General features: G+C 62.0%; 20 protein-coding genes. 7 read left to right on the top strand and 13 right to left on the bottom strand.

Annotation, left to right across the window (positions count from 1 at the left end):
* Nucleotides 1-257 precede the first annotated feature (257 nt).
* Nucleotides 258-2675, top strand: coding sequence for a glucose/quinate/shikimate family membrane-bound PQQ-dependent dehydrogenase (locus tag GIW48_RS25735; RefSeq protein ID WP_017136316.1), 2418 nt, complete (start codon nucleotides 258-260; stop codon nucleotides 2673-2675).
* Nucleotides 2676-2838: 163 nt separating this feature from the next.
* On the opposite strand, the gene GIW48_RS25730 is transcribed toward GIW48_RS25735, so the two are convergent.
* The 9 genes from GIW48_RS25730 to GIW48_RS25690 form a co-directional block, all read right to left on the bottom strand.
* Nucleotides 2839-5175 carry a putative bifunctional diguanylate cyclase/phosphodiesterase gene (locus GIW48_RS25730; protein ID WP_099548492.1) on the bottom strand — a complete coding sequence of 779 codons (2337 nt, stop codon included), beginning with the start codon at nucleotides 5173-5175 and terminating at the stop codon, nucleotides 2839-2841.
* A 249-nt stretch (nucleotides 5176-5424) separates the two neighbouring features.
* Nucleotides 5425-6600, bottom strand: a complete 1176-nt coding sequence (locus tag GIW48_RS25725; protein WP_099548491.1) for an ABC transporter substrate-binding protein — start codon at nucleotides 6598-6600, stop codon at nucleotides 5425-5427.
* A complete protein-coding gene (locus tag GIW48_RS25720; protein ID WP_236460776.1) occupies nucleotides 6597-7571 on the bottom strand; it encodes a CobW family GTP-binding protein in 975 nt (324 codons plus the stop codon). The genes GIW48_RS25725 and GIW48_RS25720 overlap by 4 nt, the downstream gene beginning before the upstream one ends.
* Nucleotides 7568-7864 (bottom strand): hypothetical protein, encoded by a 297-nt coding sequence (locus tag GIW48_RS25715; RefSeq protein ID WP_017136312.1) that lies wholly within the window; start codon nucleotides 7862-7864, stop codon nucleotides 7568-7570. Before GIW48_RS25715 ends, GIW48_RS25720 begins: the two co-directional genes overlap by 4 nt.
* A 13-nt stretch (nucleotides 7865-7877) precedes the next feature.
* Nucleotides 7878-8627 (bottom strand): SDR family NAD(P)-dependent oxidoreductase, encoded by a 750-nt coding sequence (locus GIW48_RS25710; RefSeq protein ID WP_170036344.1) that lies wholly within the window; start codon nucleotides 8625-8627, stop codon nucleotides 7878-7880.
* Nucleotides 8628-8704: 77 nt separating this feature from the next.
* Nucleotides 8705-9466: an SDR family NAD(P)-dependent oxidoreductase gene (locus tag GIW48_RS25705; RefSeq protein ID WP_176991327.1), complete on the bottom strand. Its 762-nt coding sequence runs from the start codon at nucleotides 9464-9466 to the stop codon at nucleotides 8705-8707.
* 10 nt (nucleotides 9467-9476) lie between these two features.
* Complete coding sequence (locus GIW48_RS25700) at nucleotides 9477-10817, bottom strand: MFS transporter (protein WP_236460775.1); 1341 nt, start codon at nucleotides 10815-10817, stop codon at nucleotides 9477-9479.
* Between the two features lie 78 nt (nucleotides 10818-10895).
* The gene (locus GIW48_RS25695; RefSeq protein ID WP_003234086.1) at nucleotides 10896-11774 is read right to left on the bottom strand and encodes a polysaccharide deacetylase family protein; all 879 of its coding nucleotides are present in this window, start codon (nucleotides 11772-11774) and stop codon (nucleotides 10896-10898) included.
* Between the two features lie 11 nt (nucleotides 11775-11785).
* Nucleotides 11786-13117 carry an amidase gene (locus GIW48_RS25690; RefSeq protein WP_138453977.1) on the bottom strand — a complete coding sequence of 444 codons (1332 nt, stop codon included), beginning with the start codon at nucleotides 13115-13117 and terminating at the stop codon, nucleotides 11786-11788.
* A 335-nt stretch (nucleotides 13118-13452) separates the two neighbouring features.
* Here GIW48_RS25690 and GIW48_RS25685 point away from each other — a divergent pair, with 335 nt between their 5' ends.
* From GIW48_RS25685 to cmoB, 6 genes are all read left to right on the top strand, one after another.
* Complete coding sequence (locus GIW48_RS25685) at nucleotides 13453-14442, top strand: GntR family transcriptional regulator (protein WP_017136306.1); 990 nt, start codon at nucleotides 13453-13455, stop codon at nucleotides 14440-14442.
* Between the two features lie 222 nt (nucleotides 14443-14664).
* Nucleotides 14665-17088, top strand: a complete 2424-nt coding sequence (gene lon, locus GIW48_RS25680) for an endopeptidase La (RefSeq protein WP_236460774.1) — start codon at nucleotides 14665-14667, stop codon at nucleotides 17086-17088.
* A 128-nt stretch (nucleotides 17089-17216) separates the two neighbouring features.
* Nucleotides 17217-17606 (top strand): protease inhibitor I42 family protein, encoded by a 390-nt coding sequence (locus GIW48_RS25675; protein ID WP_017136304.1) that lies wholly within the window; start codon nucleotides 17217-17219, stop codon nucleotides 17604-17606.
* A 1-nt stretch (nucleotide 17607) separates the two neighbouring features.
* On the top strand, nucleotides 17608-18264 hold the full coding sequence (locus GIW48_RS25670; RefSeq protein WP_099548485.1) for a lysoplasmalogenase: 657 nt from the start codon (nucleotides 17608-17610) through the stop codon (nucleotides 18262-18264).
* 36 nt (nucleotides 18265-18300) lie between these two features.
* A complete protein-coding gene (gene cmoA, locus GIW48_RS25665; RefSeq protein WP_017136302.1) occupies nucleotides 18301-19044 on the top strand; it encodes a carboxy-S-adenosyl-L-methionine synthase CmoA in 744 nt (247 codons plus the stop codon).
* Complete coding sequence (gene cmoB / locus GIW48_RS25660; protein ID WP_017136301.1) at nucleotides 19041-19997, top strand: tRNA 5-methoxyuridine(34)/uridine 5-oxyacetic acid(34) synthase CmoB; 957 nt, start codon at nucleotides 19041-19043, stop codon at nucleotides 19995-19997. The genes cmoA and cmoB overlap by 4 nt, the downstream gene beginning before the upstream one ends.
* 140 nt (nucleotides 19998-20137) lie before the next feature.
* On the opposite strand, the gene tadA is transcribed toward cmoB, so the two are convergent.
* The 4 genes from tadA to recO all read right to left on the bottom strand — a co-directional run bounded on the left by tadA (nucleotide 20138) and on the right by recO (nucleotide 23763).
* Nucleotides 20138-20635: a tRNA adenosine(34) deaminase TadA gene (gene tadA / locus GIW48_RS25655; protein ID WP_177032809.1), complete on the bottom strand. Its 498-nt coding sequence runs from the start codon at nucleotides 20633-20635 to the stop codon at nucleotides 20138-20140.
* A complete protein-coding gene (locus GIW48_RS25650; protein ID WP_170036334.1) occupies nucleotides 20635-22011 on the bottom strand; it encodes a multicopper oxidase family protein in 1377 nt (458 codons plus the stop codon). Before GIW48_RS25650 ends, tadA begins: the two co-directional genes overlap by 1 nt.
* Nucleotides 22012-22278: 267 nt before the next feature.
* Nucleotides 22279-23022 carry a pyridoxine 5'-phosphate synthase gene (gene pdxJ / locus GIW48_RS25645; RefSeq protein WP_017136297.1) on the bottom strand — a complete coding sequence of 248 codons (744 nt, stop codon included), beginning with the start codon at nucleotides 23020-23022 and terminating at the stop codon, nucleotides 22279-22281.
* A 51-nt stretch (nucleotides 23023-23073) separates the two neighbouring features.
* Nucleotides 23074-23763: a DNA repair protein RecO gene (gene recO / locus GIW48_RS25640; protein ID WP_099548483.1), complete on the bottom strand. Its 690-nt coding sequence runs from the start codon at nucleotides 23761-23763 to the stop codon at nucleotides 23074-23076.
* Between the last annotated feature and the right edge of the window lie 124 nt (nucleotides 23764-23887).

Here is a 23887-nt window from a genome sequence, read left to right as displayed (position 1 = left end):
ATGAGAAGGCGCTTTATCCTTGCCGCAACAAACTGAAACGTTTCACGCCTGCGGTCGATCCCATCTTGCCGAATGTTCCTTGCCTTAAAGACAGCGCTGTCTTAAACCGACCCGCGCGTGGGGTTCAATCGCCCGCCTGTGGATAACCGACTTATCCCCAGAAAAACCCAATTTAACGCTGAACCAAGCCCGCGCCGAATCGTCATCTACAGTGAAGCACGGGGTTACATAATTCCAACGTCACGGAGAAACACACTATGAGCACTGATGGTGCTTCAAGCCCAAGCCGCCTGCTGCCCAGGCTGCTAGGCGTCTTGCTGCTGATCATGGGGCTGGCCTTGCTGGCTGGCGGCGTCAAGCTGAGCATGCTCGGCGGGTCGCTGTACTACCTGCTGGCCGGTATCGGCATCGCCCTCACCGGCGTGTTGCTGCTGGCCACCCGCCGCGCAGCGCTGGGCCTGTACGCACTGGTGCTGTTCGCCAGTACCGTGTGGGCACTGTGGGAAGTCGGCCTGGACTGGTGGCAATTGGTGCCGCGCCTGGCCCTGCTGTTCGCCTTGGGCATCGTCTTGCTGCTGCCGTGGTTTCGCCGTCCGTTGCTGCGTGGCCAACCCGCGCCGCTGGGCACTGGCGCGCTGAGCGTAGCCGTGGTGCTGGCGGGCGCTGCCGCCCTGGCCAGCCAATTCACCAACCCGGGTGAGATGGTCAAGACCGGCCAACTGGACCGCGACGCCGCGCCTGGCATGGCCAGCGCTGCACCGGCCCAGGCTGATGGCGACTGGAATTCCTATGGCCGCTCGGCCTTCGGTGATCGTTACTCGCCTCTGGCGCAGATCACCCCGGAAAACGCCCACAAGCTGGTGCCGGCGTGGACCTATCGCACCGGTGACATCCCTGGCCCAGGCGATCCCGGTGAAACCACCGCAGAAAACACCCCGCTGAAAGTCAACGGCATGCTCTATGTGTGCACGCCGCACAGCCAGGTGATTGCCCTGGACCCGGACACCGGCAAGGAAATCTGGCGTTTCGACCCGAAGATCAGCAGCCAGGGTGCCGCGAACTTCAAAGGTTGGGCGCACATGACCTGCCGTGGCGTGTCGTATCACGATGACGCCGTCTACGCTTCCGCGCAAAGCCCTACCGGCAGCGCCAGCACTGCACCTGTCAGCGCTGTCTGCCCTAAACGCATCTTCGTGCCGACTGCCGACACCCGTCTGATCGCCCTGAACGCCGACACCGGCAAGATGTGCGAAGACTTCGGTGACAAAGGCCAGGTCGACCTGCGTGCCAACATCGGCAGCTTCGCTCCAGGCGGTTACTACTCCACCTCGCCACCGGCCGTGACCAAGAACCTGGTCGTGATCGGCGGTCACGTGACCGACAACGTCTCCACCGACGAGCCTAGCGGCGTGATCCGCGCGTTCGACGTACACACCGGCAAACTGGTGTGGAACTGGGACAGCGGCAACCCGGACGACACCACGCCGTTGGCCGAGGGCAAGACTTACACCCGCAACTCGCCGAACATGTGGTCCATGTTCAGCGTCGATGAAAAACTCGGCATGCTCTACCTGCCGATGGGCAACCAGATGCCTGACCAATACGGCGGCGACCGTACCGAAGACTCGGAAAAATACAGCGCCGGCCTGACCGCTCTGGACATCGACAGCGGCCACGTGAAGTGGACCTTCCAGTTCACTCACCATGACCTGTGGGACATGGACGTGGGCGGCCAGCCTTCGCTGATCGACATCAAGACCGCTGACGGCGTCAAGCCAGCAGTCATGGCCTCGACCAAGCAAGGCAGCATCTACGTGCTGGACCGCAGCAACGGCAAGCCGGTGGTGCCGATCAACGAAATCCCTGTACCGCAAGGCGCAGTGGCCGGTGATCACACCTCGCCGACCCAGCCGAAGTCCGACCTCAACTTCATGCCGCCGCCGTTGAAAGAACGCGACATGTGGGGCGTGACCCCGTTTGACCAGATGCTGTGCCGTATCGATTTCAAATCCATGCGCTACGACGGCCCATTCACCCCGCCATCGCTGCAAGGCTCGATCGTTTACCCGGGTAACTTCGGCGTGTTCGACTGGGGCGGCATCTCGGTTGACCCGGTTCGCCAGATCGCTTTCGTGAACCCGAGCTACATGGCGTTCAAATCGAAACTGATCCCGGCGGCCGACATTGCCAAGCAAGGCCCACGCGTCAGCGAAACCGAAGGTGTGCAGCCGAACAAAGGCGCGCCGTATGGCGTGATCCTCGAAGCACTGCTGTCGCCTTTGGGCCTGCCGTGCCAGGCGCCAGCGTGGGGTTATGTGGCGGCGGTCGATCTGACCAACCACCAGACCATCTGGATGCACAAGAACGGCACCGTGCGCGACAGCTCGCCGGTTCCGATCCCGCTGACCATGGGCGTGCCTAGCCTGGGCGGTACGTTCACCACCGCCGGTGGCGTCGCGTTCCTCAGCGGCACCCTCGACCAGTACCTGCGTGCCTATGACGTGAAAAACGGCAAGCAACTGTGGGAAGGCCGCCTGCCTGCAGGCGCGCAGACCACACCGATGACTTACACCGGCAAGGACGGCAAGCAGTACGTGCTGGTCATGGCCGGCGGTCACGGCTCGCTGGGCACCAAACAGGGTGACTATGTGATGGCGTTCAAACTGCCGGATTAAGCTGAACCGGCGGTAAAACAAAGGCGGCTACCTGATGGGTAGCCGCCTTTTTTATGCCCTGCTGGAAACCATTTTGACCGAGCACGGCTTCAACACTCAGGTCGTCTGCCCAACCGCCATCGCAGGCAAGCCAGCTCCCACAGGAATGCCTGGAGATCACGATTTACAACACCATCCGCTCGCGCCGCATCCACATTTCAAATGCCATGGCATTCAACGGCCGACTGATCAAGTACCCCTGCGCCGTGTCGCACTTCCACTGCCTGAGCAACTTCAGGCTGGGCTCAAACTCCACGCCCTCTGCCACCACCTTGAGCCCCAGGTTGTGGCTCATTTCAATGGTCGAACGCACGATCACACCGTCGCCACTGGCGCTGTCGAGGTTGCGGATAAACGACTGGTCGATCTTCAATTCCTGCACCGGCAAACGCTGCAATTGCGCCAGCGATGAATAGCCTGTGCCGAAGTCATCCACCGACAGGCTGATGCCGCAGCCACGCAGTTGCTCCAGCACACTGAGGGCCTGTTGCGGGTTATGCATGATCGCGCTTTCGGTGATCTCGAAAATCAGTTGGTCGGCCGAGACCTTGTACTGCATCAACAAGGCGGTGACGCGTATGGCCAAGTCATCATCAGCCAAATCATCCACCGAGATATTGACCGAGAGTTGCAGGTGCAAACCCCGTTGCGCCCACTCGGCCATTTGGCGGATGGCTTCCTCGATTGCCCACAAGGTCAGGCTGCCCATGCTGCCGGTGCGCTCGGCCAATGGAATGAATTCGGTGGGCGACACCTGCCCAAGGGTCGGATGCTGCCAGCGCAGCAAGGCTTCTGCCTGACGCACATGGCCGTGCCTGAGGTCGAGCTTGGGCTGGTAACACAGGAACAATTCGCCCTCGACCACCGCCCGGCGCAGGTCGCGGATCAGGGTGATCTGGCGCTGGTGTGCAAGGTCGCGGTCTTGCTGGTAGATCTGCAAATGCCCCGGCAGGCTCGCCGCATCATGCCTGGCAATGGCCGCGCGGCTGATCAACTCTTCGACCTGTTGACCGTCGGTGGGGTACGCGGCGATGCCGATGCTGACTTCATGGCGCACTTCGTCATTGCCGATACGCTGGGGTTCGGTAAGCAGCCCGTAAAGGCGATCGGCGCGGGCCACGGCGCGGTCGATCTCGGTGTTTTCCAGCAACAGCAGGAACTCACTGCCAGCGATGCGCGCCGCGGTGTCGCTGGCCAACAGGCTCATGGACAAACACCGGCTGGCTTCACGCAGCATTTCTTCGACGCCCTGAGGGCCAAACCCTTCGTTGATCACCCGGTAGTTTTCGATCCCCACGTACAGCAACACAACTGGCCGCCGCGCACTGATCGCACTGCCCAGGCGCTCCATGGCCAAGGCGCGGTTGGGTAAGCCGGTGAGCGGATCATGCAAGGCGTTATGCGCCAGTTGCCGCTCGCGCACAGCGATGCCGCTTTGCATGGCGTTGAAGGCGCGGGCCAGCAAGCCGAATTCGTCATGACTGCGCACCCGCACTGGCGTGCGGTAGTCACCGGCGCCAATGCGTTCAGCGGCCTCCACCAAGGCAGTGAGCGGGCGCGACACACGGCGCGCCAGCAACAACGCCGCCGCCAATGACACCAGCAGCACCGCCAGGGCAATCCCGAGGAACTGCCGGTCCAGCGGCGCAAAGGATTCCAGCGCATGGTCCAGCGGGCTTTGCAGCAACACGCGTACTTGATCGCCATCGCCGGTGTTGGCCAGCGGCAGCACCTGGCTCAGTGCACGTTGCCCGTGAAACACATTGATCTGCGCCTCAGGGTTGGGAGGGCTTTCGCGCATCAGGCTGATGACGGTGTCTTGATAGGCTTCAGGCTGGGTGCTGAACAACTGGCCGACAAGGCCGTCCTGCTCACCAAGGAACGACACTTCAAGGTTGCTCATGGAGCGCAATTCATTGGCGAACAACTTGTCCATGGGGAAACCCATGACCACGCGGGCAATGGGCTCCGGGTCGAGTACTTCATCCTGCACCAGCAAATACGGCTGCCCGTCCATGGCGACGATGAACATTTGCTGGCCACTGCGCCGCGCATGGCGCAAGGCCTGCTCATAAGGAAACACCGCGCCCTGTACCAACACCGGCAAGGTGCTGATCATCACCTTGCCATCCAGGTCGAGGACAAACACCTCGGTGGAGTGGATACCGGTGCCATGCCGGCGCAGCGCAGTCAGGATCGAATCAGCCTTGGCGTCGATCACTGCGTGTTTGAAAGGGCCGTCCGCCGTCAGCCAGTCCAGGCCGTATTGCAGGCGACGCCCGCGCAGGTCCAACAGGCGCTCAAAGACCTGGATGCCGGTACTGAGCTGAACCTGGGCCTGGTTCTCCACGGCACGAGTGGTAGCAGCCTTGACCGCAAAGTAAGTGGCCGCCACCACCACCAGCAACAACAGCGCCAGCACCCCGGCGATACGGGTCTGGAACGTGTGGCGCCACTGCATGGCCGAACCCTGCGGCCGCGTTCGCCTCTCTGTGCCACTGGGTTCCTTGGTCATACGCATCCCTGACGAAGCTGATCTGGCGTCAAAAAAACATCCATTTAAACTGAATATTTGGTTTTAGCAGATTAGCTGGGACTTGGGATAAGTACACCCAATTGGAGCGGGGACTTGAATGTCATTTTATTGGCGGTAAAGGCGTGCGTAGCGTCCGGGGCGGCACTCCCGCGCGGAGCGTGGGAAAGATCCGGCTTAAACGCTGCGCGCGCGCATAAAGTCCCCCCAACGGCGCACCAAGTAGTTGTGCTCATCCATCACCGAGTTCCACACCGCGATATGCCCCATGCGTTGCTCGTAGGAACCGCCATCGCGCACGTCACCGATGTCGATCAACGGCAACCCATCGCTGCCCGGCAACTCCTCGCGGGCCGGAAGGCCCGCGTACCAGTAATCCCACTCGGCGCTGCTCAAATGGTCGCGGGTGCGCGCCGGGTTGCCGATGTAGTAACCCTGGCGCGCCATCACCGCGCCCGGCCAGCCGGACAACCACCAATTGAGATAGGCATACGCCGCATCCAACACCGGGCCTTGGGCATGGCGTGACAACGACAAGCCGCCAAACCAGGCGCGATAGCCTTCACGCGGCACCGCCAACCGGTACTTCACCCCCGCACGGTGCAGGCGCATCAAGGTCGGCGACCACAGGCTCTGGATATCGATGCTTGGGCTGAGCATCAACTGCGCGGCTTCTTCATCATCGGACCAGAACGCGGCGAAGTGCCCTTCCTTCTGCTTGCGCACCAGGATGTCGGCCAGCACATCGATCTCTTCGATGCTCATGTTGCCGATGTCCTTGAACTGCGCCAGCCCCGCGCCTTGCACGGCCAGCGCGGCATCCAGCGCGCCAATCGCCGCGTCACTTTGCAACGCGGTACGCGCGCGCCAGGCCGGGTCGAGCAGCCAGCCCCAGCTTTCATTGCCGTGGCTGAAGCCATCGGGCAAACGCTCGGGGCGGTAGGCAAAACTATCGGCGTTGTGGGTCAGCGGCAGCATGCTGATGCGCTCGGTCACCGTGCTGCCGAGGCTGCCGTCGTGCTGCACGAACAGGCGCTCACTGGGCACGCTGCCGCTGCCCAGGCGGTCGCTGGCCGACAGCCGGCCGCGCTTGGGCAGGTCATTGATCTCATGCCACAACGCAATACGCCGTGTGTCGATGGGCTGGATCGCCCGCGCCGGCCATACGAAGTCGACGTTGTGAAACCACTGGTCGTACAGGTCGTAACTCTCGGGTTGCATCACCGCAATGCGCTGGGCCTGCTCCACATCGTGTACCTGGTACACCAGGCGAATGCCCAGCTCTTGCTCGGCGCGCACGCGCAGGCATTCCAGCAAGGTCACGGAAGTACCGAGGACACGCAATGTGATCATGCCGCGAACCGCCGTGAGAACACATCAAAGGAGCGCTGCAACAACGCCGGGTCGAGACCGCGCAGGATAAACACCAGGCGTGACTGGCGGTCAGTGCCTGGCCATGCAGGCAAATGCACCGGAGCATGCAGGCAATGCTGCACGCCATGGATAACAATGGGGGCCGAGCTTGCGTTCACGTTAAGCAGTCCTTTGACGCGAAGGATTCGTTCGCCGTGGCATCTTAACAGCATCGACAACCACACCCCGAAGCCCACCCAATCCAGCGGCTGCTCAAAGGTCAGGCAGCAGACTTGGGCAGCGCCGTGGCTCGCCGTGGTGGTGCGGTGCAGTTGCCAGCGGCTGACTTCAACCGCGGGCTCGGCGCTGCGCACCCCCTCACCGAGCAACAGTTGGTCGCCGCTGTGAACCGCATGGGTATCGAGGATTGGCGTGCCGGCATTCAATGCCCGCAAGTGCGCCCGTAGCGCGGTGCAATCGCCGGCCAGGTCGGTTTTGCTCAGCAGCAAACGATCCGCCGCCGCCACCTGGGCCAGCCATTCCGGGTGCAGGCGCTCTTGCAATTGGGCGTGGCTGGCATCCACCAAGGTGATCACCAGGCCAATATGAAAACGCCCACGCAGTTGCACATCGTTATTCAGGGTGGCGAGGATCGGCGCCGGGTCGGCCAGGCCGGTGGTTTCCAGGATCACGCGCTTGAACGCCGGGATCTCACCGCGCTCACGGCGTTGCAACAGGCCGAGCAGCGCGTCTTTCAACTCGCCGCGAATCGAGCAGCACACGCAGCCGCTGGGCAGCAACACGGTGTCTGGCGCGACCTCTTCCACCAACAGATGGTCGATGCCGATATCACCGAATTCATTGATCAAGAGGGCCGTATCACCGAGGCTTTCGCCTTGCAGCAAACGCTTGAGCAAGGTGGTTTTACCGCTGCCGAGAAAGCCGGTGATGACATTAAGGGCGATGCTCATGACGACTCCAGATGATCGAGCAAACGCGGGTCCAGCGGGTCCAGCGGGCGCCCGAGCATGGTCTCCGCCGCCTGCCACAGTTGATCCAGTCCACTGGCCAATGCCTGTTTGCCGGTCGCGCCCAACAACAGGTAGGACGCGCCCTGGAAGTCTTCGACCTTGAGGCGGAACACCGCCAGCACTTGATTGATCGCCGCAATGCGGCGCAGACGCTCACGGCGCCTGGGCAGTTCATCGCCCAAGGGGTCGCTCCAGTGCAAGTCTTCGCCGAGCAAGCCGCAGAGTCCGCACATGCCTACACCTCACTCATGGCATGACATCGCCGGAATTCGGGCCGAGTGTCTGGCCGACAAACAGGTTGCCTCCCGGCTCGCTGGCAAGCAGTACAGCGGTCGGCGCCACTTCATCGGCCAGGCCAAAGCGGCCCAGGGGCAACTCGGCAGCTTTGGCGCGTTTCCAGTCTTCGCTGATGCCGCCCACCAACGGCGTCTCGATCGGGCCGGGTGCAATGGCATTGACCAGCACGTTGTCCTTGGCCACTTCCAGCGCCAGGGATTTGGTGAAGCCGATCACCCCAGCCTTGGCCGCGGCGTAGTGGGTCAACTCGGCGCCGCCCTTGATACCCAGTTGCGAGGCCACATTAATGATGCGGCCCCAACGCTGCGCCAGCATGTGCGGCAAGGCGCGCTGACTGGCGACAAATACACTGGTGAGGTCGACGCGCAGCATGTCGTTCCACATCTCGATGGAAAGGTCGACGCAGCGTGCCTGGGTGAGCATGCCGGCATTGTTGACCAGAATATCGATGCCGCCGAAGTGCTCGACGCAGCGGTCGACACTGGCCTGGGCGCCTTCAACGCTGCCGACATCGGCCAGGCACTCGACCACCTCGGCGCCGAGGTTGCGGCAGGTGATCGCGGTTTCAGCGAGGCTGACGGCGTTGCGGTCGGCCAGCAGCAGGCGTGCGCCTTCAGCGGCGTAGGCACGGGCGATGGCGGCACCGATGCCGCTGCCGGCACCGGTGATCACGGCGCGGCGGTTGTTCAATTGAGACATACACAAATCTCCTAAGGCAAACACGGTCTCCTGTGAGAGCAGGCTTGCCTGCTCCCACATGTTTAGATCGAGTACCGTCAGTCGGGCCAGCGCACGGTTAAACCACCGTCGATGACGATGCTTTGGCCAGTCAAATAGCTCGACGCCTCACTGGTCAAAAACTGCACCAGCGACGCCACCTCATCCGCCCGCCCTACCCGGCCCAACGGAATCGCCCGGGCGGCCTTGGCCAAGCCTTCCGGCCCCAAAGAATTCTTCGCATCCAACGACTGCGGCGTCTCGATCAACCCCGGAATCACCGCATTGCAACGAATCCCCAACGCCGCCAACTCCACCGCCAGCGAACGGCACAACCCCGGCACGCCGGCTTTTGCCGCCGCGTAATGGCTGTGTTCCTGCCAGCCATACACACCGCCGGCAATCGATGAAATCGCCACCAGCGCGCCGCCCTCTTTCATGTGCCGGCTTGCAGCGCGGAAGGTGCGCATCACCCCCGTGAGGTCGATATTGAGCATCTCGTCCCACAGCTCATCGGTCATCTCCAGCAACGGCGCGCGGCGCAGCAAACCGGCGTTGGCCACGGCGTAATCGAGGCGGCCGAAGTGCTGCACGGCGGCCTCGGCCAGGGCGTTTACCGAGGCGCTATTGCCCACGTCCAGCGGCAACATCAGGCATTCGCCGCCGGCTTCTTTCACCAGGGCCACGGTGGTATGCGGGTCATGGGGATCGGCCGGGAAATACCCACCGACCACCGCCACGCCGCTGCGCGCATACGCCACGGCGAGGGCTTGGCCGATGCCGCTGGCGGCACCGGTAATCAAGGCAACTTTACGGCTCATCTAACACTCCTTACTGAACGGTTTCCGGACGCACATGGCGTGCGGCAAACATCAGCGCACCGGACAAGAAGCACGGCAGCGCGCCGAACCACAGCGCGGCGGTCTGCCAGTCACTGCCGGCGGACAACACCTGGGTGGCGCCAAACCCTGCGACCACTGCACCAATCGGCCCCATGGCATGGATGATCGCGCCGCCGGTGGCGCGGATGCTGGTGGGGAAACTCTCACTGATAAAGAACAGTGCCGCCGAGTAAGGCCCGATCAGGAAGAACAGGCCCAGGCTGTAAAGCCCGACCACCATCGGCATGTTGCTTGGGCCAAACAGCATCCCGGCAAATGCCAGGCCACCGAGCATCCAGCCCAGGCCGATCACGTTGCGGCGGCCGATCTTGTCGCCCATCCAGCCGTGGGTCAGGTAGCCGCAGTAACCCACCAGGTTCGACAGCACGAGGATGATCAGCGAGTTCTCGAACGAAATATGGTGCACGCTGACGATCACCGAGGTGCCGAGCACGCTGAACACCTGGATCGCTGCCCAGTTGAGCAACAACGCGGCGCCGATCACCAGCGTGGCGCGCCGTGCCGGACCACGGAAGGCAGCTTTAAGGCCAGCCTTGCTGTGTTCGTCGTAGTCGACGCCGTAAGTCACAGCGACGTTTTGCGCTTCTTTTACCGCGCCGCTTTTACGCAGTTCGCTGATGCGCTGATGGATCTGGAACTGCGGGCTCTCCTTGAGCTTGCGCGCCATGATCGCGATCACGACGGCCGGGATCGCTGCAAAGATGAAACACCCCTGCCAGCCGATAATCGGCAGCAACAGCGCGGTCAACCCGGCAGCGATCAACGCGCCCACCGGCCAGCCGCCCTGCACCAGGCTGTAGATAAACCCGCGGCGCTTGGTCAGTCGTGAGTCTTCCGAGGCGCCATACAGCTCGCTCAGGTACGTGGCGTTGACGGTTTCCTCGGCATAGCCCAGGCCGCCCAGCGAACGAATCAGAATCAGCGGTGACTTGCCCCACGCACCGCCAATCGCGGTAAGTGCCGAGCACAGCGCGGAACCTGCCACGGTAAAAATAATGCCTTTGCGCCGGCCCAACTTGTCCACTACCGGGCCAATCGCAAAGGCGACCACCGCTGTGCCCACCGCCACCCATGTTGCGATTTCAGCTTGCTCCACTTCACCCCAGCCAAAATGCCGGCCGATCTCCGGCAGCAAGGTGCCGAAGAGGATGAAGTCATACACCGCAAACACCCAGGCGAAAAACGCGATCCAGGTGGCAAAGCGCACCTCTTGCGACGTCAGTTGCCGGGGTTTCCAGCCAGTCAGGTCAAGCTTGTTGTAGATGGACATAAATCGCGCCTCGCAGGGTTGGGGCAAATGCCGACTAGCCAAGGTGGAACCTGAACCACAGGTAACGGATGACTCAGATCAGGTACGCGGTTGGCGGCGGATAAAATCGTCGGCAATTTCGTCGAAGGTGACGAAGCGCACGCCGGCATGGCTCTGGATGTGTTCGATCAGGCGCTCGAGCATCAACAGCACTTGCGGGCGGCCGGACACGTCGGGGTGGATGGTCATGGTGAACACCGCGTGTTCGTGTTCGCGGTAAACCCAGTCGAACTGGTCGCGCCACATCTCTTCCAGGTGGCGCGGGTTGACGAAGCCGTGGCTGTTGGGGGCTTTTTTGATGAACATCATCGGCGGCAGGTCGTCGAGGTACCAGTTGGCCGGGATTTCCACCAGGTCGGTTTCTTCGCCACGCACCAAAGGTTTCATCCAGGTATCCGGGTGCTGGCTGTAATCGATCTTGGTCCAGCTGTCGCCCTTGCGCACGTAGTACGGATGGAAGTCGTTGTGCATCAGGCTGTGGTCGTACTTGATGCCTTTTTTCAGCAGCAACTCGTTAGTGACCTTGCTGAATTCCCACCAGGGTGCGACATAACCGGTCGGGCGTTTGCCGGTGACCTGGGTGATCAGCTCGATCGACTTATCGAGGACGATTTCTTCCTGCTCGGCGGTCATCGCGATCGGGTTTTCGTGGCTGTAGCCGTGCACGCCGATTTCGTGGCCGGCGTCGGCCACCGCTTTCATCTGCTCGGGGAAGGTTTCCATTGAGTGACCGGGAATAAACCAGGTGGTGCGCAGGCCGTAGCGTTCGAACAGTTTGAGCAGGCGCGGCGCGCCAATTTCACCTGCGAACAAGCCGCGAGAGATGTCGTCCGGCGAGTCTTCACCGCCGTAGGAGCCGAGCCAGCCGGCGACGGCGTCTACGTCGACGCCAAATGCACAGAGAATGTCTTTAGCCATGGTATGTCTCCTTAAAAATTCAGGGTGGTTTCGACCGACAGTGCGGCCCTGAGCAGACGTGCGTCTTCGCCGCTTGGGGCGCTGAGCAGCAGGCCGGTGGGTAAACCCAGGGCATCACGGCCGCTGGGCAGGCTGACGCCAGGCATGTCGAGCAAACTGCCGGGCATGGTCAGGCGCAGGGTGGCGAGGTTGGTTTTGACGAACAGCTCGTCATCGGCTTGCAGCGGTGCAAGGGCCGGGGCGACATGGGCGACCGTCGGGGTAATGAGAACGGCACCGTCGAGTTCATCGACCAGTTGGAGTTGCAAGCGGCGACGCGCGTCGATCAGGTGCAGTAATTGGCTGGCAGGCAATTCACGCGCGGCCTCCAGGCGGCGACGTACACGCGGGTCGAGTTGCTCGGCATCGCGACTGTCCAACAAGTTTTCGTGCAGGGCGAAGGCTTCGAATGAGCCGAGCCAGCCGTCCTGCTTGATCAGGTTGAGGGTGGCCTGGAAGGTGGCTGACGCGCGCACCTCGATCAGCGCACCGGCAGCCTTGAGCTGGTCCACCGCGCGCAGCAGGTTATTGCGTACGGCGGGTTCGATGTCTTCCAACGTGCCCTGCTCAAGGACGAAGTGCTGGCCCTTGAGGCTGCGGGCGACGTGCTGTTGCGTGCGGCCGTTGAGCAGGTCGTCGATGGCCAGCGCATCGCGCACGCTGCGGGTCAGCGGGCCGAGGCTGTCGAGGGTGTGCGCCAGCGGGAATACACCGTCACGGCTGTAGCGCCGACAGCTGCTGCGGTAGCCCACCACACCATTGAGCGCTGCGGGGATGCGGATCGAGCCGGCGGTGTCGGTGCCCATGGCAATGGGCACGATCCCCGCCGCCACAGCGACCGCCGAGCCCGACGACGAGCCGCCGGGAATGCGCGGTTGATCGCTGCCATTGGGGTTATGGGGCGTGCCGAAATGCGGGTTCAGGCCCAGGCCGGAATACGCCAGTTCACTGAGATTGGTCTTGCCCAGGCTGACCATTCCGGCGCGGCACAACAGCCCGACACTGGGCGCATCGACCAAGGCCGGCGCAGCCTTGCGGCGATAGGCGGCGCCTGCGGTGGTGATGCTGCCGGCCACGTCGAACAAATCTTTCCAGGCCAGTGGCACGCCATCGAATGCGCTCAAAGGCTGCCCGGCACGCCAGCGCGCGGCGGCAGCCTCGGCCTCACGGCGTGCGCGCTCGGCGGTCAGGGAAATAAAGACACTGGGCGCCATGCTCGCGTGGACGAGTGCCTGCTCCAGTGCCTGCACCGGGTCGTTGCGACCGCTGGCGAACGCTTGGGCCATTGAGGTGGCGTCTGACATCAAGATGACCCTCACAAAACGTACATATTAATAAAATGTACGTTTTACAAAGGCAGATTTCGTGCCAGTCTCTTTGGACGTGTTGTGGTGTTCCTAAGCCATAACGTCAACACCAGCGGGATAGATGGTTTTGCAGGCTGCAAAAAATATCGGCGCACGTGCATGGCCTGGCCCGAATTGAAATAATGTATCTTTTATTAATAAATACATTTTGGTGCAAAAAGTAACGTTTCTCTCTTGGCGGCCCCAAAAAAGTGCCACCGCTGTAGCGCAGAGTGACAGGTGCATCTATGAGAGAATCCCCGACCAATTTCCTACACGCCCAAGAGAACACGATGAAAGCAGTGTCCGCCTCGGCCTCCCGTTACGCGATGATTCACCAACTGTTGCGTGATGCGATCGTTAACGGCACTGCGCGCCACGGGCTGGTGTTGCTGGAAGCGCCGCTGGCCGAGCTGTTCGGCACCAGCCGCGTTCCAGTCCGCAAGGCTTTGGACCTGCTGCATGACGAGGGCTTGATCTGCCGTTTCAATGGCCGAGGTTACTTGATCAACCCCAAAGGCCTGGTCATGGAGCCGCTGCGCTTGCCCCTGAGCCATGCGCACCTGGGCCTTGATGGCGAAGCTGAGTTGGTGGATACGCGGCCGCTGGGTGAGCGGATCGTCGAGGAAATCGGCGCGGCGCTGTCCACGTGTATCGCTTTTGGCCACTACCGCCTGGACGAGCAAGCCGCCGCTGACCACTACAGCGTCAGCCGCGCGGTGGTGCGTGAAGCGCTGATGCGCCTGCGCGACCGTGGCCTGGTGGAAAAAGAACCCTACTCCCAGTGGCTGGCCGGGCCGTTGACCGCGCGGGAAGTCACCGAAGACTACGAACTACGCGCCTGCCTGGAACCCGAAGCGCTGCGCCAGAGTGCGCCGAACCTGGACCGCGAAATGCTCGAAGCGATGTTGCAGCGCGTGCTGGATGCCCAGCAAAGCCCACACTGCAGCCTGGAAACCATCGAACAGATCGAAGAGGACTTGCACCAACGCTGCCTGGCCGGCTTGCAAAACCGCAAGATCGCCGCGCTGATCCGCCAGGGCCAAAGCCCGATGATCATCAGTCGTATTTTTTACCGTTTACTGGGAATCGGTGCAGATCCCGCCATGCTCGCCGAACATCGCTTGATTCTGGAGTTGTTGCTGCATGGGGCATTTGATGCGGCCGCGCTGAATTTGCGTGAGCACTTGCAGCGGGCGCGACAGCGGATGTTGCAGCGCCTGAAGGTGCTGTCGGTGTTACCGGAGCAGCCGCTGCCGGCTTACCTGCACAAAATCAGCTGACGCCACTCGGTCTGACATGTGGGAGCTGGCTTGCCTGCGATGGCGGTGTATCAGTCACCCGATGTATCAACTGGCACACCGCTATCGCAGGCAAGCCAGCTCCCACATGGACTCAGCGTCGTTTTAGAAATTTCATGCAATATGTTGCTATCTCACGCCCACCATTGAAACCACCGCTACCCCGCCCCATCTAACCTGCATACTTCCTTATGCAGGTGCCCCATGAGCGACCAGCAAGAATTCCCGGACATCGACCTGAACGATTACGCCGATCCCGAAAACGCTGAGCACGAAACCTCGTCCAACACCGGCCTGGCCCTGCCTGGGCAAAACCTGCCGGACAAGGTCTATATCATCCCGATCCACAACCGGCCGTTCTTCCCGGCGCAGGTATTGCCGGTCATCGTCAACGAAGATCCGTGGGCCGAAACCCTGGAGCTGGTGAGCAAATCCGACCATCACTCGCTTGCGCTGTTTTTCATGGACACACCACCCGAAGACCCGCGCCACTTCGACACCTCCAGCCTGCCGCTGTACGGCACGCTGGTGAAGGTGCACCACGCCAGCCGCGAGAACGGCAAGCTGCAGTTCGTCGCCCAGGGCCTGACCCGCGTGCGCATCAAGACCTGGCTCAAGCACCATCGCCCGCCATACCTGGTGGAAGTCGAATACCCGCACCAGCCCACCCAGCCGACCGACGAGGTCAAGGCCTACGGCATGGCGTTGATCAACGCGATCAAGGAACTGCTGCCGCTCAACCCACTGTACAGCGAAGAGTTGAAGAACTACCTCAACCGCTTCAGCCCCAACGACCCGTCGCCGCTCACCGACTTCGCCGCCGCGTTGACCTCGGCAACCGGTAACGAGTTGCAGGAAGTGCTGGACTGCGTCCCCATGCTCAAGCGCATGGAAAAAGTATTGCCGATGCTGCGCAAGGAAGTTGAAGTCGCGCGCCTGCAGAAGGAAATCTCCGCCGAGGTAAACCGCAAGATCGGTGAGCATCAGCGCGAGTTCTTCCTCAAGGAACAACTCAAGGTCATCCAGCAAGAGCTGGGCTTGACCAAGGATGACCGCAGCGCCGACGTCGAACAGTTCGAGCAACGCCTGGTGGGCAAAGTGCTGCCGGCCCAGGCGCAAAAACGCATCGGCGAAGAGATGAACAAGCTGTCGATCCTGGAAACCGGTTCGCCGGAATACGCGGTCACACGCAACTACCTGGACTGGGCCACTTCCGTGCCGTGGGGCGTATATGGCGAGGACAAGCTCGACCTGAAACACGCGCGCAAAGTGCTGGATAAGCACCATGCAGGCCTGGACGACATCAAAAGTCGCATCCTCGAATTCCTCGCGGTCGGTGCTTACAAAGGCGAAGTCGCCGGTTCCATCGTGCTGCTGGTCGGCCCGCCGGGCGTGGGCAAGACCAGTGTGGGTAAATCCATCGCCGAATCCCTGGGCAGGCCGTTCTATCGGTTCAGCGTTGGCGGCATGCGCGACGAGGCCGAGATCAAGGGCCATCGCCGCACCTACATCGGCGCCCTGCCGGGCAAGCTGGTGCAGGCGCTTAAAGATGTGGAAGTGATGAACCCGGTGATCATGCTCGACGAGATCGACAAGATGGGCCAGAGCTTCCAGGGCGACCCGGCGTCTGCGCTGCTGGAAACCCTCGACCCTGAGCAGAACGTCGAATTCCTCGATCACTACCTGGACCTGCGCCTGGACCTGTCCAAAGTGCTGTTCGTGTGTACCGCCAACACCCTGGACTCGATCCCCGGCCCGTTGCTGGACCGTATGGAAGTGATTCGCCTGTCGGGCTATATCACCGAAGAAAAAGTCGCCATCGCCAAGCGTCACCTGTGGCCCAAGCAGCTGGAAAAAGCCGGCGTGGCGAAAACCAGCCTGAGCATCAGCGACGGCGCCCTGCGTGCGTTGATCGACGGTTATGCGCGGGAAGCCGGGGTGCGCCAGTTGGAGAAACAGCTGGGCAAACTGGTGCGCAAGGCGGTGGTCAAGCTGCTGGATGAGCCAGACTCGGTGATCAAGATCGGCAACAAGGACCTGGAAAGCTCATTGGGCATGCCGGTGTTCCGCAACGAGCAAGTGCTGTCGGGCACTGGTGTGATCACTGGCCTGGCCTGGACCAGCATGGGCGGCGCGACCTTGCCGATTGAGGCGACGCGCATCCACACGCTCAATCGCGGCTTCAAACTCACCGGGCAGTTGGGTGAAGTGATGAAAGAGTCCGCCGAGATCGCCTACAGCTACATCAGCTCGAACCTGAAGTCGTTTGGCGGCGATCCGAAGTTCTTCGATGAAGCCTTCGTACACCTGCACGTGCCGGAAGGCGCCACACCAAAAGACGGCCCGAGCGCAGGTGTCACCATGGCCAGTGCGCTGCTGTCGCTGGCGCGCAACCAGCCGCCGAAAAAAGGCGTGGCCATGACCGGCGAGCTGACGTTGACCGGGCATGTGCTGCCGATTGGCGGCGTGCGCGAGAAGGTGATTGCGGCGCGCCGCCAGAAGATTCACGAGCTGATCTTGCCGGAGCCGAATCGCGGGAGCTTTGAGGAGTTGCCGGAGTACCTGAAGGAAGGCATGACGGTACACTTTGCCAAGCGCTTTGCGGATGTGGCGAAGGTGCTCTTCTAAATTTCACTCCAACCCTGTGGCGAGGGAGCTTGCTCCCTCGCCACAAAGGTTTCTGTCACTGTCTGCTTGTCACACCTTGTCTCATCTTCGGTTATGCTCGCCCTTCGTCGCCACACAACGGAGCCTCCATGACCGCTGCCCGCCTGCTTCTCCCCTTGAGCCTTGCCCTGCTGGCCGGATGCGCCAGTGCCCCCAAGCAAAACGTCACAGTGGACAACCAGAGCGCCTGCCCGCTGCAGCTTAAAACCGGACAAAACCTGATCCTCACCCTGCCGAGCAACCCCACCACCGGCTACCGCTGGGCCATCCAGGATTCCGCCGGCGGTGTGCTGCGCGCCTTGAGCCCAGAGGTCTACAGCAGCGCGGAATCCGGTGTGATCGGCGGCGGTGGCCACTCCACCTGGCGCTTCCAGGCCTTCGCGGCCGGCCAGGGCCGTTTGCGCCTGACATCCCAGCAACCCTGGGAGCCGGAAGCCGAACCGGCCGAAACCTTCGACTGCGCCATTACGGTGAACTGATATGCCATGGCTGATCCTTGCGCTGATGGGCGCCGGCACCTTTATCTACGGCCTGACCACCCACGCCACCTTGTTGTGCCTGCTGGTCAAACCACTGCCGGTGCTGGCACTGCTGGGCTGGCTGCATGATGCGCCGCCCACTGACTATCGACGCTGGATCAGCCTGGGGCTGATTTTTTCCCTGGTCGGTGATGTGCTGCTCGCTTGGCCGGGCGACCTGTTTATCTTTGGCCTCGGCGCGTTCCTGTTTGCGCACCTGGCGTATCTGAAAGCCTATTTCAGCGATTGCCGCCGCCTGGCGGTGTTGCCATTGGTATTGGCGCTGGGTGTGGGGGCAATCCTGCTGAGTATTTTGATTTCCCACGGCCTCGGCGACTTGCTGATTCCAGTGGTGGTTTACGCCCTGGTGATCAGTGCCATGCTTTGGCGTGCGCTCGCACGGCTGGGCAGTGAAGTGCCCAAACGCTCGGCATGGCTTGCGGCAGCGGGGGCGGTGTCGTTTGTGTTTTCCGACACGCTGATCGGCATCAACCGGTTTGTGTTGGCCTTCGATGCGGCACCGTATTTGCTGATCACCACCTATTGGCTGGGTCAGTGGGGTATTACCGCTTCGGCTTTCCATCAGACAACCCGCGCACATGAGGGCCAACTTGGCTAAAATGCCGGCCTTTCCCCCCTCGTCGCCGGAACAACCGTGAGCAAAGAACCCGATCGCCTATTCGCCCAGCCCCTGCCCCAGGTGCCGGACTTCGCCTTTAACGAGGACGTGGTGCGGGTGTTCCCGGACATGATCAAGCGCTCGGTGCCGGGTTACCCGACCATCGTCGAGAACCTCGGCGTGCTTGCGGCGCAATTTGCCCAGCCGGGCAGCGTGCTTTACGACCTCGGTTCGTCCCTAGGCGCTGTGACCCAAGCTTTGCGTCGCCACGTGCGCACCGACGGCTGCCGGGTGATTGCAGTGGATAACTCCGCCGCCATGGTCGAGCGCTGCCGCGAATACCTCAACGGTCAGGACTCGATGTTCCAGGAGTTGCTGCCGGTTGAGGTGATTGAGGGCGACATTCTCGCGCTGCAATTTAAGCCTGCTTCGGTGGTGGCGTTGAACTTCACCCTGCAATTTATCGCGCCTGACCAACGCCTGGCGTTACTCGGGCGTATCCGCCAGTCGCTGCTGCCAGGCGGGGCGCTGATCCTTTCGGAAAAGCTGCGTTTCAACGATCCCGAAGAACACGCGCTGCTCACCGACCTGCATATCGCGTTCAAACGCGCCAACGGCTACAGCGAACTGGAAATTGCCCAGAAGCGCAGCGCCATCGAAAACGTCATGAAACCCGACAGCCTCGAAGAACACCGCGAACGCCTGCTGGCGGCCGGGTTCTCGAAAGTCGTGCCGTGGTTCCAGTGTCTTAACTTTGCCTCGTTGATTGCCTTGCCATGATTGATTTGTCCCCCCTCGCCCGCCACTTGGTCGGTACTCCTCTGGCCGTATGGGCCCAGGGCCTGCAAGCGCAGCTCGACAGCAAAATGGAAAAGGGCCATGGCGACCTGGAGCGCTGGCAAAGTGCGCTGGACGCACTGCCGCAGATCCAGCCCAGCGAAGTCGATTTGCTCAATGGCCTGACGCTTGATACCGATTGCGACGACGCCACCCGCGCACAAATGCACACCGCCCTGATGGGCCTGAGCCCGTGGCGCAAAGGCCCGTTCAACCTGTTCGGCGTGCACGTGGACACCGAATGGCGTTCGGACTGGAAATGGTCGCGGGTGGCGCCGCACCTGGATTTGAAGGGCAAGCGCATCCTCGATGTGGGCTGCGGCAACGGGTATTACATGTGGCGCATGCTCGGCGCGGGCGCCGACAGCGTGATTGGCGTAGACCCGAACTGGCTGTTTTTCTGCCAGTTCCAGGCGGTGCAGCGCTACTTGTCTGCGCCAAAGGCCTGGCACTTGCCGTTCCCGTTTGAGGACCTGCCGTCGAACCTGGAAGGCTTCGATACGGTGTTTTCCATGGGCGTGTTCTATCACCGTCGCTCGCCGATCGAGCACCTGCTGGCACTCAAGGACACACTGGTCAAAGGTGGCGAGTTGGTGCTGGAAACCCTGGTAGTGGACGGCGATCAGCAGCAAGTGCTGGTGCCGGAAGACCGCTACGCACAGATGCGCAACGTGTGGTTCCTGCCGTCGGTGCCGGCACTGATGCTGTGGCTGCGCCGCGCGGGTTTCAGTGAGGTGCGTTGTGTGGATGTGAGCGTGACCACGGTTGAAGAACAACGCGGCACCGAGTGGATGAAGTATCAGTCGCTGAGTGATTTCCTGGACCCGGATGATCACAGCAAGACCATCGAAGGGCTGCCGGCGCCGATGCGGGCGGTGATTATCGCCAAGAAATAAACACTGATGTCCCTGACTAAATGGGGATCAAAATGTGGGAGCTGGCTTGCCTGCGATGGCGGCCAGCCCGACAACTCATCAGTGACTGATGCACCGCTATCGCAGGCAAGCCAGCTCCCACATTGGCTCCTCGGTGTTCTTTAGAGTGTGGGCTTGGCTCTGCGGGCCTTGAAGAATTCACTCAGTACCGTGCCGCATTCCTCGGCCAACACCCCGCCTTCATACAGCACCCGATGGTTGAGAAAGCCCTGGGTAAAAAACTGCCCCTGGCTTTGCACAATCCCGGCCTTGGGCTCCAGCGCGCCGTACACCACCCGCGCGATACGCGAATGCACAATCAAACCAGCGCACATGCTGCACGGCTCCAGCGTCACGTACAGCGTGCTGCCCACCAGCCGGTAGTTGCTGATCGTCTGCGCAGCGGCGCGAATGGCGACCATCTCGGCATGGGCGCTGGGGTCGTTGCCGCTGATCGGGCAGTTAAAGCCACGGCCGATGATTTCACCGCCTTGCACCAGCACCGCGCCCACGGGCACTTCGCCAAGTGCCGCGCCCTGGGCGGCAAGGGCCAGAGCCTCACGCATGAAGTGCTGGTCGCGGCTGCGGTCGATAATCGCTGCGGGGCGAATCTGGCGCATCACGCCACCTCGATGGCGGCCATCAGGCCGGTTTCCATATGGTCGATCACGTGGCAGTGAAACATCCACACGCCTGGGTTATCGGCCACCAACGCCACGCGCGCACGCTCGTTCTTGCCCAGCAGGTAGGTGTCGGTGAAATACGGAATCACCTTGTGGCGGTTCGAGGCGATCACCTTGAAGCTCATGCCGTGCAGGTGAATCGGGTGCTGGTACTGGGTCATGTTCTTCAATTCAAAAATGTAGCTCTTGCCCTTCTCAAGCCTGGCAATCGGGCGGTCGGCGCAGGTCTTGTCGGTGATGTCCCAGGCCTTGCCGTTGATCTGCCACAGGCTCGGCGGTTTGCCGTCATCCACCGACACGCTGCCGACCCACTCGAAATTGAAGTTGAGTTTCTCGGCATTGGCCAGGTCCGGCTCGGCAATCGGGTTGGCGGGCAGTGCTGGCGGCCATTCGCTCGGCGCGTCGGTATTGGCGACTGAACGGAAAGTGCCGAGACGCACCGGGCCGTTACGGATCGACAGCTCTTCACCCGCCGGTGGCGCCTTGATCGCCAGGCAAATGCGCATGCCCGGGCCCAGCCAGTATTCTTTGCCCAACGGGCGCGGCTCGATGGGGTTGCCATCCAGTGCGTAGATCTGCGCTTCAACGTCGGGGATGTTGAGGCGATACGTCAGGGTGTTGTCGAGGTTGAGCAAGCGCACGCGGGTGATCTGCCCGGCAGGCAGATCGATCACCGCCTGGGGCACGCCATTGATGGTCGACAACCGCCCGGCCGTGCCACCACGCGCCGCTTCACGGGGCACGCTGAAGGCGACAAAAGCGCCCTCTTCGTCCACGTGCCAGCTTTTCAGGCTCAAGGTGCATTCGTGTTTGAAACCGGTGGGCTCGCGCTCTTCAACAATCAGCGGGCCGACCAGGCCACGGCCGAGTTCTTCGCTGCTGTTCACATGGGGGTGATACCAGTAGCTGCCGGCATCGGGCACGCGGAATTTGTAGTCGAAATATTCACCGGGCAGTACCGGCAGTTGCGAGACGTAGGGCACGCCGTCCATTTCCAGCGGCAGGCGGATGCCGTGCCAGTGAATGGTGGTGGCGACCGGCAGGTGGTTGATAAAACGTACCCGCAGCCACTCGCCTTGGCGCACACGCAACTCGGTGCCTGGCGCCGAGGGGCCGAACGCCCAGGCTTCGGTCTTGTGGCCGGGCACCAGTTCCACGTCCAACGGTGCGGCAATCAGCTCGTAATCGTGGCCCGCGTTGGCCTCGGCGACTTTCCCCAGCCAGTAGCGATAGGCGCCACCGGCACCGACGCCCACGACGGCCAGGCCTGCCAGGCCACCCAGGATTTGTCGACGGGAAAAGGATCGGGACACAACAACCTCACGTATCTGCCGCAGGCCAGAGGCCCGCAAAGGGCAGATACGATACACCTGCATCGGCTAAACAGTAAGGCTTCGCATTGCCGCATGGCGAAAACGCCGATGAAGACTCTGAAGATTTCCTGTAGGAGCTGGCTTGTGTGGGAGCCGGGCTTGCCCGCGATACAGGCGCCTCGGTTTTTCAGTTTTACCGAGGTGATGCTATCGCAGGCAAGCCAGCTCCCACACAAGCCCGCTCCACAGGAGATTTCCAGTGTCTGATCAGTGCTTGGCAGCCGCCAGAATCAGGGCTTTCATTTCGGCAACCGCGCCTTTGAAACCGACGAACAGCGCATGCGCCACCAGCGCATGGCCGATGTTCAGCTCGTTGATGCCCTTGATTGCGGCCACGGCTTCGACGTTGTGGTAGTGCAAGCCATGGCCGGCGTTGACGATCAGGCCTTCGTTGAGGCCGCACTTGACGCCGTCGATGATGCGCTGCAGTTCCTCAGCCACTTCGGTGGGCGTGGTGGCATCGGCGTAACGGCCGGTGTGCAGTTCGATCGCCGGCGCGCCGACGCGACGCGACGCTTCGATCTGGCGCTCGTCGGCGTCGATGAACAGTGACACTTCGCTGCCGATCTTCGACAGGCGCTCCACCGCCGCCTTGATCCGCGCTTCCTGGCCGGCCACGTCGAGGCCGCCTTCGGTGGTGAGTTCCTGGCGGGTTTCCGGCACCAGGCAGATATGCGCCGGGCGGATGCGTTCGGCGAACGCCATCATTTCTTCGGTGACGCCCATCTCGAAGTTCATGCGGGTTTGCAGCACGTCCTTGAGCACCAGTACATCGCGCTCCTGGATGTGGCGGCGGTCTTCGCGCAGGTGCACGGTGATGCCGTCGGCGCCCGCTTCTTCGGCGTCCAGCGCGGCCTTGACCGGGTCGGGGTAACGGGTGCCCCGGGCCTGGCGCAGGGTGGCGACGTGGTCGATGTTGACGCCAAGAAGAATGCGATTGCTGGTGGTCACGGAAGCGCTCCTGAAAAGGGAAAGAAACGCTGCACAGCATACACGGGCTTGTCAGGGCTTTCGAAACAACTCGCGACTGACCAGCGGGCGCCCGCCCAAATGCACGGCCAGCGCCTGGCGCATCAGGCGCTTGGCGGCGGACAAGGCACCAGGGGCTGTCCAGTCCGCTTCGCTCATGGCCAACAGCTCGGTGCCCTGGAACAGGCCCGGTTGCAGCAGGTACACGCGCTCAAGGCCGGCGTCGACTTGCAGGCGGTACATACCGTCGGCGGCGATGGGGTCGCCGTGCAGGTCGTTGCTCAGTTCGAAGCCGTAGCCCAAGTCATCGAGCAGGCGCCATTCGAAGGCGCGCAGCAGCGGCTCCAGCGGGCGACCTTCGGCCAGGGCCATAAGCGTGGCGGCATAGTGATCGAAGACGGCGGGGTGCGGGTCTTCGGCGGGCAGCAGGCGGATCAACAGTTCGTTGAGGTAGAGGCCACTGAACAGCGCTTCGCCATTGAGCCAGGCCGAGGTGCCGACGCTCTCCAGGCGGCCGACGTTTTTCAGCTCGCCCTTGCCACGAAACTCCACGTCCAGCGCCACAAACGGCCGTGCCAACGTACCCGCTTTGCCCCGCGCACTGCGCAACACCGCGCGCAAGCGGCCTTGGGGCGTGAGGAAGTCCACCAAAGCGCTGGTCTCGCGGTAGGCGCGGCTGTGCAGGACGTAGGCGAGTTGGCTGGGGGGTGGGGTTTGGGACATGAGACGGGGAATCTCTAAAGAAGGAGAGCGCTTTTGTGGCGAGGGAGCTTGCTCCCGCTGGGCTGCGAAGCAGCCCCTATACCAGCCATAGAGTTACGTCAGGTAAAACGCGCCGACCTTGTTG

Source organism: Pseudomonas sp. PA-6-3C (assembly GCF_021605825.1).
GTDB classification, from domain to species: domain Bacteria; phylum Pseudomonadota; class Gammaproteobacteria; order Pseudomonadales; family Pseudomonadaceae; genus Aquipseudomonas; species Aquipseudomonas edaphica.
The sequence above is the reverse complement of the archived record's forward strand: the minus strand, read 5'-3'. Positions and strand labels throughout refer to the sequence as shown.

Coding starts and splice junctions, on each gene's coding strand:
- GIW48_RS25735 (WP_017136316.1), top strand. CDS start 258: ATGAGCACTGATGGTGCTTCAAGCCCAAGCCGCCTGCTGCCCAGGCTG.
- GIW48_RS25730 (WP_099548492.1), bottom strand. CDS start 5,175: ATGCAGTGGCGCCACACGTTCCAGACCCGTATCGCCGGGGTGCTGGCG.
- GIW48_RS25725 (WP_099548491.1), bottom strand. CDS start 6,600: ATGATCACATTGCGTGTCCTCGGTACTTCCGTGACCTTGCTGGAATGC.
- GIW48_RS25720 (WP_236460776.1), bottom strand. CDS start 7,571: ATGAGCATCGCCCTTAATGTCATCACCGGCTTTCTCGGCAGCGGTAAA.
- GIW48_RS25715 (WP_017136312.1), bottom strand. CDS start 7,864: ATGTGCGGACTCTGCGGCTTGCTCGGCGAAGACTTGCACTGGAGCGAC.
- GIW48_RS25710 (WP_170036344.1), bottom strand. CDS start 8,627: ATGTCTCAATTGAACAACCGCCGCGCCGTGATCACCGGTGCCGGCAGC.
- GIW48_RS25705 (WP_176991327.1), bottom strand. CDS start 9,466: ATGAGCCGTAAAGTTGCCTTGATTACCGGTGCCGCCAGCGGCATCGGC.
- GIW48_RS25700 (WP_236460775.1), bottom strand. CDS start 10,817: ATGTCCATCTACAACAAGCTTGACCTGACTGGCTGGAAACCCCGGCAA.
- GIW48_RS25695 (WP_003234086.1), bottom strand. CDS start 11,774: ATGGCTAAAGACATTCTCTGTGCATTTGGCGTCGACGTAGACGCCGTC.
- GIW48_RS25690 (WP_138453977.1), bottom strand. CDS start 13,117: ATGTCAGACGCCACCTCAATGGCCCAAGCGTTCGCCAGCGGTCGCAAC.
- GIW48_RS25685 (WP_017136306.1), top strand. CDS start 13,453: ATGAAAGCAGTGTCCGCCTCGGCCTCCCGTTACGCGATGATTCACCAA.
- lon (WP_236460774.1), top strand. CDS start 14,665: ATGAGCGACCAGCAAGAATTCCCGGACATCGACCTGAACGATTACGCC.
- GIW48_RS25675 (WP_017136304.1), top strand. CDS start 17,217: ATGACCGCTGCCCGCCTGCTTCTCCCCTTGAGCCTTGCCCTGCTGGCC.
- GIW48_RS25670 (WP_099548485.1), top strand. CDS start 17,608: ATGCCATGGCTGATCCTTGCGCTGATGGGCGCCGGCACCTTTATCTAC.
- cmoB (WP_017136301.1), top strand. CDS start 19,041: ATGATTGATTTGTCCCCCCTCGCCCGCCACTTGGTCGGTACTCCTCTG.
- tadA (WP_177032809.1), bottom strand. CDS start 20,635: ATGCGCCAGATTCGCCCCGCAGCGATTATCGACCGCAGCCGCGACCAG.
- recO (WP_099548483.1), bottom strand. CDS start 23,763: ATGTCCCAAACCCCACCCCCCAGCCAACTCGCCTACGTCCTGCACAGC.